This window comes from Rhodanobacter sp. C05 (assembly GCF_002001165.1).
Taxonomy (GTDB): Bacteria; Pseudomonadota; Gammaproteobacteria; order Xanthomonadales; family Rhodanobacteraceae; genus Rhodanobacter.
This window is the reverse complement of the sequence record NZ_MUNQ01000022.1, coordinates 39,914-53,129: the sequence shown is the minus strand read 5'-3', so window position 1 is coordinate 53,129 and position 13,216 is coordinate 39,914. Positions and strand designations below refer to the sequence as shown.

At 61.7% G+C, this 13,216-nt stretch carries 10 protein-coding genes; 7 read left to right on the top strand and 3 right to left on the bottom strand.

Annotated elements, in window-relative coordinates; genetic code table 11:
• Positions 1–27 precede the first annotated feature (27 nt).
• Positions 28–792 carry a DUF4386 domain-containing protein gene (locus tag B0E51_RS17285; RefSeq protein WP_077446193.1) on the bottom strand — a complete coding sequence of 255 codons (765 nt, stop codon included), beginning with the start codon at positions 790–792 and terminating at the stop codon, positions 28–30.
• Positions 793–941: 149 nt separating this feature from the next.
• Here B0E51_RS17285 and B0E51_RS19560 point away from each other — a divergent pair, with 149 nt between their 5' ends.
• From B0E51_RS19560 to B0E51_RS17265, 5 genes are all read left to right on the top strand, one after another.
• Entirely contained in the window at positions 942–1,217 is a 276-nt protein-coding gene (locus tag B0E51_RS19560; RefSeq protein ID WP_168172673.1) for a hypothetical protein, read from the top strand.
• 62 nt (positions 1,218–1,279) lie between these two features.
• A complete protein-coding gene (locus B0E51_RS17280; RefSeq protein WP_077446127.1) occupies positions 1,280–2,857 on the top strand; it encodes a sulfotransferase in 1,578 nt (525 codons plus the stop codon).
• A gap of 94 nt (positions 2,858–2,951) precedes the next feature.
• On the top strand, positions 2,952–3,656 hold the full coding sequence (locus B0E51_RS17275) for a glutathione S-transferase N-terminal domain-containing protein (RefSeq protein WP_077446192.1): 705 nt from the start codon (positions 2,952–2,954) through the stop codon (positions 3,654–3,656).
• A gap of 138 nt (positions 3,657–3,794) precedes the next feature.
• On the top strand, positions 3,795–4,574 hold the full coding sequence (locus tag B0E51_RS17270) for a DUF4239 domain-containing protein (protein WP_077446126.1): 780 nt from the start codon (positions 3,795–3,797) through the stop codon (positions 4,572–4,574).
• Positions 4,574–5,425 carry a class I SAM-dependent methyltransferase gene (locus B0E51_RS17265; protein ID WP_168172672.1) on the top strand — a complete coding sequence of 284 codons (852 nt, stop codon included), beginning with the start codon at positions 4,574–4,576 and terminating at the stop codon, positions 5,423–5,425. The genes B0E51_RS17270 and B0E51_RS17265 overlap by 1 nt, the downstream gene beginning before the upstream one ends.
• A gap of 63 nt (positions 5,426–5,488) precedes the next feature.
• Here B0E51_RS17265 and B0E51_RS17260 read toward each other — a convergent pair whose 3' ends face one another.
• Positions 5,489–7,651 carry an acylase gene (locus tag B0E51_RS17260; protein WP_254424567.1) on the bottom strand — a complete coding sequence of 721 codons (2,163 nt, stop codon included), beginning with the start codon at positions 7,649–7,651 and terminating at the stop codon, positions 5,489–5,491.
• Positions 7,652–8,140: 489 nt separating this feature from the next.
• Between B0E51_RS17260 and B0E51_RS17255 the strand changes: the two genes are divergently transcribed.
• Positions 8,141–9,823: a hypothetical protein gene (locus B0E51_RS17255; RefSeq protein WP_077446123.1), complete on the top strand. Its 1,683-nt coding sequence runs from the start codon at positions 8,141–8,143 to the stop codon at positions 9,821–9,823.
• Positions 9,824–10,166: 343 nt separating this feature from the next.
• Here B0E51_RS17255 and B0E51_RS17250 read toward each other — a convergent pair whose 3' ends face one another.
• Positions 10,167–11,003 (bottom strand): DUF4097 family beta strand repeat-containing protein, encoded by an 837-nt coding sequence (locus B0E51_RS17250; protein ID WP_077446122.1) that lies wholly within the window; start codon positions 11,001–11,003, stop codon positions 10,167–10,169.
• Positions 11,004–11,375: 372 nt separating this feature from the next.
• On the opposite strand from B0E51_RS17250, the gene B0E51_RS17245 reads away from it, so the two are divergent.
• On the top strand, positions 11,376–13,211 hold the full coding sequence (locus tag B0E51_RS17245) for an FAD-binding oxidoreductase (protein ID WP_077446191.1): 1,836 nt from the start codon (positions 11,376–11,378) through the stop codon (positions 13,209–13,211).
• The last annotated feature ends 5 nt before the right edge of the window (positions 13,212–13,216 follow it).

The following is a 13,216-nucleotide window of genomic DNA, read 5'->3' as shown; positions in this document are numbered from 1 at the left end:
GGGACGACGGGCAAAGATTTATTCAGACTATCCCTGACAGAGGCTCGTCGCCGCGGAGCCCTCGGCCGAGGCCGAGCCTGTACGGCGTGCCCACTCCTGCATGTTCACGCCTTTCACCAGCAGCCATAGTGCAAGCGACAGTTCCGCGACGAGGCATGGCATCAGGATGAAGGGAAAGAGTCGCCCCTCGAAGTCGGGGGCGAGCAGCAGTGCAAAGCCGTTGATCAGATAGCACGTACCCGCGATCTGCATCAGCACGCCGAGGAAGCGTGGCAGATATCCCGATTTGCGGATCAGATGGCATTCCACCAGGCACACGAATCCGAAAAAGATCGGTCCGACTCCGAAGCCATATTCGTGCAGCCGGATCGCGACGTACGACCACGCCTGCAGCTGCGCCGGCTCGAAGGCCTTGAGGTAAGGCGCGTCTCCCAGCAGGAACAGCGGCACCAGCAGGTTCGGCTTGTTGGCCACCAGCACGGCCGTCTGGATCAGGTTGAGCAGCTGGTTCAGCAGGGCCACGTTCCAGCTTACCGGTCGCAGCAGGACATAGAGCGCCCACATCACGAAGACATCGCATACGTGCATCACCAGGTCGCCGGCGATGCCCAGACGCCACAGCGTTTCTGAGGCCAGGATGTTGCTGGCGGTGGCCGCCGCATTGCCCGGCACCACCAACTTGCCACGAATGAACAGTTCACCGAGCGCACCGGTCACGATGATGGCGAGATAGAGCAAGCCGCCGAACCTTGCATAGATCTGCGGCGAGGTTGGCTTCGCTGGCACTGTCATGGTGGACTCCGATCCGGAAGCACTCATCTGGTTGCGTGGGCTGCTGGCGAAGCGCTGCACCAAACCACGCCAAACCTTTCGGGATATGGCATCAAGCTATACGACACGCCGTGTGCGCGCCACGTGCCAGACGGCACCGTGACGATGGAATGCTCCGTTGGCTTGAAGGTGATGGTTCTACCCTTGGCCGACTGCCGCACCGGCGGAAATGTTCCCGGACATCGAAATGGGCGAATTCGAGGCCCGGTTCGGGCAGGTATCGCGAATACGCCGCCGAAGGCAACGGCGGGCAATTCGTGATCGTCCTGCCCGAGCTGGACATCACGGTTGTCATCACCCGCCGGCAACTACGGCGATTTCAAACCTGGTACCCGCAGCAGGATCTTGTGGCGAAATACATCATTCCGGTGGCAAATAAGCAGTAGCGCGTTGAGTGCCATCAAGCATAATCGTCAAGGCATGATCTACCATCACGAAAAGGCACCGCATGTCTGATCCAAACAAGCTCTTCGCCCAAGCTACTGCGATGTACAACCAGGGCAAGCATCGTCAGGCATTCGATCAGGCGAAAGCCTTGCTGCCGGTGGCTCCCGATCATGCAGGGCTACATTACCTGATCGGGCTTGCCGCACTCGACCTGAAGGAGATGCCGCAAGCAGTGAAGTACCTGCAAAGGGCTGTGAAACTGGATCCTCTGAAGGGTGAGTACGCGGCGCAATTCGCTAAGGTGCTTTCGCTGCTCAATCAGCAAGCAGTTGCCCTGGCCGTCGTGGATCGGACCCTGACCCTGTCATCGCTCGACGCAACCACGCTTGATACCCTCGGAGTGGTGCTCTCTCGCGCCAATGAACATGAGCGTGCAAAGACTCTTTACGCGCGTGCGGCGGCACAGGAACCATCCCGTGTCGACATTCATTACAACCTTTCCAAATCGTTGATGTGCCTGGGCGAACTGGATGCTGCCGAGCACGAAATGGAAACCTGCCTCGACCTGGCGCCTCAGTCGTGGGGGATCCACCTGACGTTGTCGTATCTGCGCACGCAAACCGCGACGAGCAATCATCTGGAGCGCTTGAAGTCGTTGTTGCCGACGAGTGCAGGCAATCTTGTCGCACAGATACATGTGCATATGGCGCTGTTCAAGGAATACGAAGATCTTGCCGACTATCCCAACGCATTCGAGCACCTTGCCATCGGCAAGGCCGCGGGAAAAGCAGGTCGGGACTATTCACGCGAGCGCCGTGAAGCGCTGTTCGCTGCACTGACTCATGCGCTGCCGAAACCGGAGGCTGCTGTCACCGGCTTTCCCACCGACGAACCCATCTTCGTCATCGGCATGCCGCGTTCGGGCACGACCCTGGTGGAGCGGATCATTTCCAACCACCCGGATGTGCATTCTGCGGGCGAGCTGCATGACTTTCCCGTCACGTTCAAACAACTGTCGGGCAGCCGTACGCGGCCCCTGCTTGATCCGGAAACCATCGACTGCGTACCCAATATGGACTGGCGACGGGTGGGCGAAGCCTATCTCGCGGGTACCCGCCCCGCGACTGGCCACAAGCCCCATTTCATCGACAAGCTTCCGCACAATTTTCTTTATGCGGGCTTTATCACCCAGGCTCTTCCCCAGGCAAAGATCATCTGCCTGCGGCGTGATCCGATGGATACCTGCCTCAGCAATTTCCGCCAGCTTTTCGCGCTGGAGTCGACCAGTTACGACTACTCGTTCGATCTGCTCGACACTGGCCATTACTACGTCCTGTTTGATCGCCTGATGGCGCATTGGCAGAAGCTTTTCCCAGGGCGCATCCTGGAAGTGGATTACGAAACGCTGGTGGAGTCGCAGGAAGCCAGTTCGCGTCAATTGCTGGAGTTTTGCGGCCTGTCCTGGGACGACGCCTGCCTGCGCTTCGAGGACAATCCGGCGCCTGTTGCCACGGCTAGCGTGGTACAGGTACGCAAACCGATGTATCGCAGCTCCATCAGGCGCTGGAAGCACTACGAAGCACAAACGGCCGATTTGCAGAAGCTGCTGATCGAAGCGGGTATTGAACTCAGTCCGTAGCAAGCAAGGCGGCAGGCCCATTTTGGGCCGTGGCCACGCATGGGCGGCGCTGAATCTGAACAACTACCTTGACCATAAGAGGCAGGAATACGACGTGTCCAATTTCTCCGAATTTCCCATAGCCGCTCGCTGGCCTGCGCAGTACCCGGACCGCATCCAGCTCTATTCGCTCAATACGCCCAACGGGGTGAAGGTGTCGATCATGCTGGAGGAGACGGGGTTGCCGTACGAGCCGCATCTCGTCGACATCATGAAGGACGAGAGCCACACGCCCGAGTTCCTGTCACTCAACCCCAACGGCAAGATCCCCGCGATCATCGATCCGGATGGTCCCGGCGGCGAACCGCTCGGCTTGTTCGAGTCGGGCGCGATCCTGCTTTACCTCGCGGACAAGGCAGGCATGTTCATTCCGGCCGATCCGGCGCAGCGCTGGGAGACGATCCAGTGGGTGTTCTTCCAGATGGCATCGATCGGCCCGATGTTCGGCCAGGTCGGCTTCTTCAACAAGTTTGCCGGCAAGGAGATTGCCGACAAGCGACCGCTCGATCGCTACGTCGCCGAATCGAAACGTTTGCTGGGCGTACTCGACATACGGCTTGATGGTCGCAACTGGATCATGGGCGACGACTACACCATCGCTGACATCGCCACGCTGGGCTGGGTCCGCAACCTCATCACGTTCTACGAAGCGCGCGAGCTGGTGGAGTACGACCACTTTGCCAACGTTTCCGCATGGCTGGATCGTGGGCTGGCGCGGCCTGCAGTCAAGCGCGGACTGGAGATTCCCCGCCGCGGCTGAGGGGGAAAGCTGATGCCGACGACAAGTCGTGCCGCGCTGGAGGAATGCGCCGGGCACTAGGGGCTGATCGGCTGCCGCGCAGCGTGGCACCGTATACCATCCATCGGTCGCAAGCCGGTGCTTGCCAGGGGCGTGCCCATGTTTTCAGGTTCAATGCATGACATCGACGGAATCGCGTGGCTGGCTGCCATCGGGATTCTGCTTGGCCTGATCGCCGCGCGTGAGTTCGGCTACTGGATGTATCGGCGAAAAGTCCGTGGCGGCTCGCCTGGGCGGGAAGACGGCTTCACCCTGACCAGCGTACTGGGTCTGCTGGCACTGCTGGTGAGTTTCACGTTCTCGATGAGCCTGAGCCGCTATGACACGCGGCGGGAGCTGGTCGTCGCCGAGGCGAATGCGATCGGTACCACCTCGCTGCGTGTGCAACTGCTGGACGCCAATGCGCGCAATGAACTGAATCCGATCCTGCATGCCTACGTGGCCGAGCGGATCGTCTATGGCAGTGCAAGCAGCGAACAAGAGCAGGATGCCAGCTACGCACGTGCCTCGATATTGCAGAACCGGTTCTGGCAGGCGATGGGCCGCGACATCGAGCCGATCCGCACGACGCCGCTTGCGTCCCTGGTGATATCAGCCACCAACGACATGTTCGACCTGGCCGCGTCGCGCAAGGCGGTGCGAGCCGCGCATATTCCGACGCGCGTGCTGGTGGTGCTGCTCATCTACAGCATGTTCGTGGCCTTCCTCGTGGGCTACGAGAAAGGCCATGCGCGATGGGCCAGCACGATGCTGTTCGTGCTGCTGCTGATCGCGGCCGCGCTCATCCTCGATATCGACCAGCCTGTTCGGGGGGCAGTGCAGGTCTCGCAGCAACCCATGCTGGATGCCCAGGCGGCGATGGGGCCTTCAGGCGGATGATGAGTGCGCTGCAGATGCTGGTCGAGGAGCAGAAGCATTCGCTGGACGAACCGGATCGTTTGCGCGACCGCATCGAGGCGCTCGATCGCCTGGAGACTTATTTTCCGGATGAGCGGGGTGCCGGCGAGACGGATATCCATCGCCGGGCCAGGGCGATCCAGGTGAGGCTGGAGACCCTCAACCACACGCTTTACCAGACCGTGCGTTGCGAGATCCAGCGAGGTGGCGGACGGGATTCGCTGCTCCGTTGGGCAACTGCATCCAATCAGGCTGCGCGTGCAGTCGGTCAGGTGAGCGGCGAGGGATACGACTATCTGGATGAACTGGTCAGCGGAATCCTGCAGTTCGAAAATCCCGACACCGTGGCAGAACTGGCTGCGGAAATGGTGTTCTATCAGCCTACGCCGGCACGCCACGTGTTCGACCTGATCGATCGCATCGCGCTCACCGAACGGGACGTGCTGGTCGATCTGGGGTCGGGGCTCGGCCATGTTCCGCTGCTGGCTGCGATCTGCACAAACGCTCGCTGCATCGGGATCGAACTGGAGTTGGCCTATGTCGATTGCGCCCGTCGCAGCGCCAAGACATTGAATCTGCCCAGGGTGACGTTTATTCAGCAGGACGCACGTGCAACCGATTTTTCCATCGGCACGGTCTTCTTTCTCTATACGCCCTTCACTGGCACGATCATGCGCACCGTGCTGGACGCCTTGCGCGTGGAGGCTGCCCGTCGCGCGATTCGTGTCTGCGCCTTTGGTCCATGCACACCGACCATCGCGGGCGAGCCGTGGCTGCAGGCCGCCGGGCCTCTCGAAACGGATCGGGTTGCGATCTTCCATTCGCGCGGTTGAAGCCGACCGCGCGCCAGGAGGGTCAGCGCCCGTTACCGCACGATCCAGATGAACAACGCAAGCTCACGAACCGGGGTGATACACGCGTTCGATATGCCCCTTGAGCTGCTCGGGCCAGAAATAGACCGTGCGCAGGTTGCCGGTGGTATAGCGTTCGGCTTCGTCGTTGAAGTGCGGCGAATCGGGATGGCCGCTTTCGCCACCGGCGGTGATGGCACGGGCGCGCACCTTGTCGCCGAACTCGACCACGGCGACGAAGCTGTTGCCGCTGGTGCCGTAGTAGCGCCTGGTGCCCGGCCACCGGTGAGCACCAAAAGACGCGAGCGAGCCCCAGCGCGACGAGGTGAACGGCACCGGGATGCTGGGCCTGGCATCGTCGAACGGCTGCACGATGGCGCCGTTGATGCGCTGGTAGCGATTGATCTCGCCCCACGGCACCCCCCAGCTGCCGAAATCCTTCTCCAGTCGGTCGGATGCTTCGACCAGCGCGCCCAGGCGTGCCTGTGGCCCCGCCTTTTCGGCCATGTAGTCGTAGATCGACAAACCTTCGGCGGTGTCGGCCTTGTCGACCTTGTCCCACAAGATGTCGCCCCAGAACACCGCGAGCGAGGTCGGCATCGAGGCGATGCCCCAGCGGTAATCCCAGTTGCGCAGCAGTGCGATCTGGCCAGCCAGCCTGGGCCGGAGCGGATCGTTCGCCGGAAGCGCGTCGTAATCGGCGACGAGGATCGGGATCTGCCGCGCGAATGCCGGCAGGTAGGAGTCGAACGCAGCGGTGATCAGCGACGACAGGGTGAAACCCTGCTGGCCGCTCAGCACGCGGGTGGCGTGGATGCCGCGCGGATTCTCGCCGGCGCGGTCCATGTAACGCGGGTAATCCGCGCGCTTCGGGCTATACGGCCCGGCGGCGGAATACGGCCAGTCATTGGTGTTGAAGATCCAGCCGTTCGGCGGATTGAGCAGGTGGGGTGCGGCATCGAGTGGCAGCAGGTCCTTCCAGTCGGTGGCCGGATCGCTGCCGTCGACCGGTTTGGCGTAATCGAAGCGATCATCGCGCTTCGGGATGAACTGCGGATGCAGATAGGCGATCTCGCCCTTGTCGTCGGCGAAGATGGTGTTGTTCGAGGAATTGGCCTTGAGCTCGGCGACCTTCATGTAGCTGGCATAGTCGCTGGCCCTGGTACGCAGCCAGCTTTGCTCGAGCGCTTCCATCGGCTTGTTCATCAGTGCGATCGCAATCCACTTGCCATCTTTCGCCCGCACGATCGGGCCGTGATGCGTCGCGTAGACGGTGAAGCTGCGCTCGGCCATCGAGCCGTCGGCAGCACGGTAGGGCACGCTGATCGTGCGCGTGGTGACCGGTCGCCGTTCCTTGCCGTAGCGATAGAACAGCTTGCCGTCCTTGTGCACGATTGTCTCGGCGAACTCGTCGACCGCATCCAGTCCGGTGGAGGTATGCATCCAGCCGATGTGGTGGTTGAAGCCCTGGTAGATGAAGAACTGTCCCCAGGTGACTGCGCCATAGACATCCAGCCCGGCGTCGCTGGTCATCTGCAGCTCGGAACGGAAGAAGAACGAGGTATGCGGATTGATCAGCAGCAACGCATGACCGTTGGCGGTGAGTCTGGGTGCGATGGCGATGCCGTTCGATCCGGTCGGCTCCGCCCAGCTTGACGGCGGTTCCACCCGTGCCAGTGCCGTCACCGGATCGTGGCCGTAGAAAGCTTCGAGCTGGTTGAGCGACACGCGTTCGATATCGCCACCGATGCTGCCCTCGCTGAAACTCAGTGCCATCCATGGTTCGAAGTGGCGGATGACGCGCGGATGCACGTCGGGGTGCATGGCGAGGTAGTAGTTCAGCCCGTCGGCCCAGCTGTTCATCAGCGCCTGCAGCCAGGTCGGGCTTTTGGCATAAAGCGTTTTCAGCGTGGCCGGGTCGATGAACAGCTTCATCCGCAAGTCCTGCCAGATCGCGGATTCACCTTCGGCTTCGGCGAGCCGGCCCATCGCGTTGAGGTAGTTGGTCTCGACGCGATTGAAGTCGTCCTCGGCCTGCGCATAGGCCATGCCGAACACCGCATCGGCGTCGGTCTTGCCGTGGACGTGCGCAATGCCCCAGTCGTCGCGGGTGATCGTGACCGCCTGCGCCTCGTGCTGCCAGCGCGCTTCGTCAGGCGTGCTCGCCTGCGCGGTGGCGGCAAGGCCAAGTGCAAGCAGTGCGGCCATCGACAGCAAGGGCCACGCATGGTCGGGGCGCTTTGTGGAGCGTACTGGACGAAACAGGTTTTTTGCGTTGCGTACCAACATCGGTTTTCCAGTGTCAGGATTTTGCGAACGAGGTGCAGGCAGTCAAACACAACGATCGCGGAAGTCATATCGGCCATGCCATCGTCATCTGCCGACGGCCATTCCATGCAAACCGTACTATCCCGCATGCATCGAAGAGAGCCAAGCCAACTTCGCACGACATTGCATTCATGCAATCTCGCTTGAGCATGGCGCATCTGTCCATGGCCTGGTAGATCCGCCGGCAGCGTGTTTCCGTGAAACATGCAGCTGCGCTTTCGTTCCGGGCGTCTCTGGTTCCGAGTGCAGACGTGATCACGTTGCACGTATCACCGTGCTGGACTGTCAAGAGTCCGTCATTTCCTCCCAATACCGTGGATCCGCTTTGCGTACGTATTTGGTGTGCCCATACCCACCCCGGAGATCACGATGACGAAGACCCTGTCCAGCCGTTCGAACCGCAGGCGCGTTGCAGCTGTCCTGGCACTGACTGCCCTTGCGGCCAGTGCCGCCGCTTATGCCGGTGATTTTTCGCACGACCGCGACTTTCATTTCTGGCCGGGCAATCTGGTGGTCAGCCGCAGCGTCTACGACAACAAGGCCAGCAACGTGCAGGTCGGCATGATCCTGCCGGTGAATTGCGCAGCTACCACCGGTGGCTGCGGCGCCTCGACCGGCGCGCCGTATGACGGCACCTATCCGTACGTGTGGAACGACGTGCTGTATGACGCCAACTTCGGCATCACCTCGCGGATCTATCTGGATCAGATCACGCCGAATGGCGGGCTGGTCAATTCGCTGGAGGTGCCGAACAGCCTGCTGCCGACGGCGATGGCCGGTGAACTGGTCACCAGCTTCAGCTCGAAATCGGAGATCGCGCTGCATCTGTCCCTGGATCGCAGATACCTTACCTTCATGGGTTATGTGGCACCGGTCAATGCGATTGACGTGTCGAATTCGAATACGCCCGGTGCCGTCGACCCGACCAATCCTGTAGGGCAGAATTTTTATCGTGCGGTGGCTGCGGTCGACCGTGACGGTCATTTCAACTTCACCGAGACCAACGCGTACAGCGGCAACAACGGCCGTGCGGCGATCCTGGATGACCGCCACGGTGCGAATGTGTTCTACACCAGCGGCAATGCCGGCAATGGCAGCAATCCGCAGCCGGATGGCATCATCCTTGGTGCAGGCGCACAGTTCATCACATCGACACAGGTGCCGGAGGTGCAGCAAGACCCGGGTGCCGGCGCGCCGCTGGCCAGCTTCTCCGTCACCGAGCTGGGCAAGAAGGCCGACAAGATCGGCAAGGACGACAATTTCCGCGGCATGACCGTATTCGACAACGTGGTCTATTACACCAAGGGCAGCGGCAGCAATGGCGTGAATACGGTCTATTTCGTCGACACGACGGGTACCGCATGCCCGAACGGTGTTGGCGTGCCGGTGGCTGGCGCGGCATTGCCCAGCGCGCCGCTTGCCTACGATGCGGCCACGCTGCAGAGCACCGGCCTGCCCAACAACATGTGCGTGCTGGCCGGTTTTCCGTCGACACCGGTGAAGACGGCGACGTCATTGACCTACCCGTTCGGGGTGTGGTTCGCGGATGCGAACACACTGTACGTGGCCGATGAAGGCGACGGTTATACCGGTGGAGCCGATCTGTATGCGCATGCCGCGGCACAGACCACGGCAGGTCTGCAGAAGTGGGTGTTCAACGCCACCACCAAGAGCTGGACGCTGGCCTATACCCTGCAGGCCGCCCTGGATCTTGGCCAGCCTTACACGGTGCATGACTATCCGGTCGGCACCAACCCGGCCACCAATCTGCCGTGGTCGCCAGCCGCCGATGGCTTGCGCAATCTCACGGGTCGCGTCGATGCGGATGGCCGCGTCACGATCTGGGCGTTGACCTCGACCATCAGCGGCAACGGCGATGTCGGTGCCGACCCGAACCGGCTGGTGGCAATCCGCGACAACCTGAAAAACACCAGTGCATCGGGGGCATCACAGGAGAGGTTCGTGACGCTGCGTTCGGCGGCGTTCGCGGAAGTGCTGCGTGGCGTGTCGTTCACGCCCGACTCGGATGCACGCCGCGACGGCGGCCACTGAGCTCATTGAAGGACGGAGTGTCGATGCAGAGGCATCGATACTCCGACTTTGCTGCAGGCTGGCAGGGACCAAGCAGTTCGCTCACCAGGTCAAGTGTCTCTCGGCTGCTCGGTTGCTTTTGGTCAACATGTGCATATCCATCGCCGCAGCGATTGCCCCATGGTCGGCATCATTTGGATGCAGATGATTGCCACTGTCGAATTCGGGCGGGATGCCGAGAACGTTGCTTCGAGCTGCCTAGCGATGAAACTGCGCCGGTCCAGGATTGCTTCGTTACGGATCGATAATGTCCGCTTGGTGTCGAAGCGGACATTTCAAAGTCGCTACGGCTCCATGTCGCGACCTAGTCATCGTCACTCTTCGGCACGCTGACGGTGCCCTTGACGTTTTGATGGTGGATGTCGCCGCTGCCGCTGGCGCCCACGCTGAAATTGCCGCCGACGCCATCGGCGTTGACGTCGCCGGAGCCAGTGCTGCCGACTTTCGCGTCATGGCTGATGTTGTTGAGCGTGACGTCGCCGGAGCCGGTTGCGCCGACGTTGACGCTGCCGCTCACATTGCTGAAGACAAGATCACCGGAGCCGGCGTGATCTGCCTGGACGTCACCGTGGACATCGTCGACGTGCACGTCGCCTGAGCCTGTCTCATGCAGGTTGACGCTGCCGACATGCTGCGCTTTCACATCGGCCGAGCCGAGTTTCAAGGTCAATGCTCCGGCGATATGGTCGGCGAGCAGATCGCCCGAGCCGGAATCAAGATTCAGCGACGCAAGGTTGCTTGCATCGACGTCGCCGGAGCCGCTGTCGACGTTGATGGCGAGCGACGCTGGTACGCGGACCTGCAACTTCAGATACGCGTAGCTGGAACCGAACAGGTTGATGTTGATATGGCCCTGGTCGTGCTCCGTGTCCACCGTGGCGTGATCGCCATCGCGATTGCTGGTGACCTGCAAGTCCTTCAGCCACGATGCATCGGAGGCGCAGGCGGTACCGCGTACTTCGACCTTGGTCAGGCCCGCGACGCTCCGGATGTCCAGGTCGGTGGAGCCGAGCTTGAGCAGCAGGCTGTTCAAGCCGGCGGCGTCAAGATCCGCATTGCGCGGCGCGCTGTAGCGGCACTCTGCTGCGCCAGCCGCGAGAGGCAGCGTCGTCAGCAGCAAGGCAAGGATGGTTTTGCGCATGGTTTCTACTCCCGGTGGATAACGTCGGTCTGATGCGTGGGGGGCGCCGAGCGTTTATAGGCGATGTGTGTTGCGCGCGATATATGACCTTCGGCTGCCTGAGGCTTCTTTTGATTGGATATCGCCTCATGGCCACTGCCGACACCCAGGACTGTCGGTGTGCGAAAGCTCCATGACATGCCTGATGCAAGCGCGACAAGGGCCTCACCACGCGACTGTCACGGCTGCGCTCGTTCAGGTTCATTTTCTCCCGCTGTTCGTCCCACGGGCCCACCTTTGATCACAGGCAAGGCTCCGTCCGTCACCTGGGGCTGGATCGGGAGATTCGGGCGGCAGATAGTGAGCACTGGCGACAACAGCGTGGAGAACGCAGTGAACCGAAGAGACTTGTTGAAGGCCGCGATCGCGATTCCGTTCCTGCCAGCCGTGTTGCCGCGGATGTTCGCGCCGGCATGGGCCGGGCAGGCCGTGATCGCTGCCGGTTCGCGTTCCCGCGTGCGGCCGGGGGACCCGGCGTGGCCATCGGTTGCCCGCTGGGATGAACTGAAGCGGGATGTGGGTGGGCGCTTGCTCAAGCTGGAGTCGCCGTTCGCTGGCTGCGGCATGACGCCCATTGGCGCAGGCTGCAGCGAGGCGCTCAAACACCTGAAAAATCCGTATTACATCGGTGACCAGCCAGCACTGACCCAGACCAGTGGCTGGGTCGATGCCTGGACCTCGCAGCCGAGTGCCTATGCCGTCGCCGCCGAAAGCACGGCCGATGTGGTCGCCGCCGTCAATTTCGCCCGCGACCATCGCCTGCGCCTCGTGGTCAAGGGCGGCGGGCACAGTTACCAGGGCACCTCCGATTCGGCCGATTCTCTGCTGATCTGGACGCGGCACATGAATGACGCCAGCTTGCACGATGCTTTCGTCGGCCAGGGTTGCGCGGGCAGGCAGGCGCCACAGCCTGCAGTGACGGTGGGTGCCGGCGCGATGTGGATCGACGCCTATGACGCCGTGACGACCCGCGGCGGACGCTACGTGCAGGGCGGCGGCTGCACCACGGTCGGTGTTGCCGGCCTGATCCAGAGCGGCGGTTTTGGCAGTTTCTCGAAAAACTACGGTATGGCGGCGGCAGGATTGCTGGAAGCGGAGATCGTCACGGCCGATGGCAAGGTGCGCATCGCCAATGCCTGCACCAACCCGGACCTGTTCTGGGGAATCAAGGGCGGTGGCGGCAGCAGCCTGGGTGTGGTCACGCGGCTGACCTTGCGCACACGTGAATTGCCCGAATTCTTCGGCGGGGTGTTTGGAGCGATCAAGGCGGCATCGGATGACGCTTACCGGGCGTTGATTGCCAAGGCGATCAGCTTCTATCAGAGCGACTTGTTCAATCCGCATTGGGGCGAGCAGATGGTTTTCCGGACCGACAACATCTTGCGTATCTCCATGGTGTTCCAGGGCCTGAGTCAGCCGCAGGTGGAAAAGATCTGGGCACCATTCCTCGACTGGGTGCATGCGCGCAAGGAATATTCCTTTGCCAGCCCGGTCCAGGTGCTGGCCATACCGGCCAGGCATTTCTGGGACGCCGAATTTTTCCGGCAGCACGCACCGGGCATCATGGTCGCGGACGACCGACCCGGTGCACCCAGGGACCATGTGCTTTGGGCAGGTGATCAAGGCCAGGTGGGACAGTTCCTGCACGGCTACAAATCAGCGTGGATGCCCGCGTCGCTGCTGCACAAGGATCGGCAATCGGCACTGGTCGACGCCGTATTCGCGAGCACGCGTCATTGGCAGATGGCTTTCCATTTCAACAAGGGGCTGGCGGGTGCATCCGCGGGCGAAATCACTGCCGCGAAAGATACGGCGACCAATCCGGCCGTACTGGATGCCTTCGCGCTGGCCATCATTGCGGCGGAAGGTCCGCCCGCATTTCCCGGGATGTCTGGCCCCGGGCCCGATCTGGCGTCAGCCCGGGACGATGCTGCGGGTATCGGCATGGCGATGAAAGAGTTGATGCGTGTGGCGCCTGCGGCGGGCTCCTACGTTTCGGAGAGCGACTATTTCGAACGCGACTGGCAAACCTCGTTCTGGGGCACGAACTATCCGAAGCTTGCCGCGGTGAAGCACAAGTACGACCCCGCCGGCCTCTTTTTCGTCCATCATGGTGTTGGAAGTGAGGCGTGGAGTGCGGACGGATTCAGGCGACTGCAAGGTCGATAGAGCAG

Bases quoted from the DNA above. Each gene is read 5' to 3' on its own strand.
- B0E51_RS17285 (WP_077446193.1), bottom strand. From the start codon at position 792: ATGACAGTGCCAGCGAAGCCAACCTCGCCGCAGATCTATGCAAGGTTC.
- B0E51_RS19560 (WP_168172673.1), top strand. From the start codon at position 942: ATGCTCCGTTGGCTTGAAGGTGATGGTTCTACCCTTGGCCGACTGCCG.
- B0E51_RS17280 (WP_077446127.1), top strand. From the start codon at position 1,280: ATGTCTGATCCAAACAAGCTCTTCGCCCAAGCTACTGCGATGTACAAC.
- B0E51_RS17270 (WP_077446126.1), top strand. From the start codon at position 3,795: ATGTTTTCAGGTTCAATGCATGACATCGACGGAATCGCGTGGCTGGCT.
- B0E51_RS17265 (WP_168172672.1), top strand. From the start codon at position 4,574: ATGAGTGCGCTGCAGATGCTGGTCGAGGAGCAGAAGCATTCGCTGGAC.
- B0E51_RS17260 (WP_254424567.1), bottom strand. From the start codon at position 7,651: ATGGCCGCACTGCTTGCACTTGGCCTTGCCGCCACCGCGCAGGCGAGC.
- B0E51_RS17255 (WP_077446123.1), top strand. From the start codon at position 8,141: ATGACGAAGACCCTGTCCAGCCGTTCGAACCGCAGGCGCGTTGCAGCT.
- B0E51_RS17250 (WP_077446122.1), bottom strand. From the start codon at position 11,003: ATGCGCAAAACCATCCTTGCCTTGCTGCTGACGACGCTGCCTCTCGCG.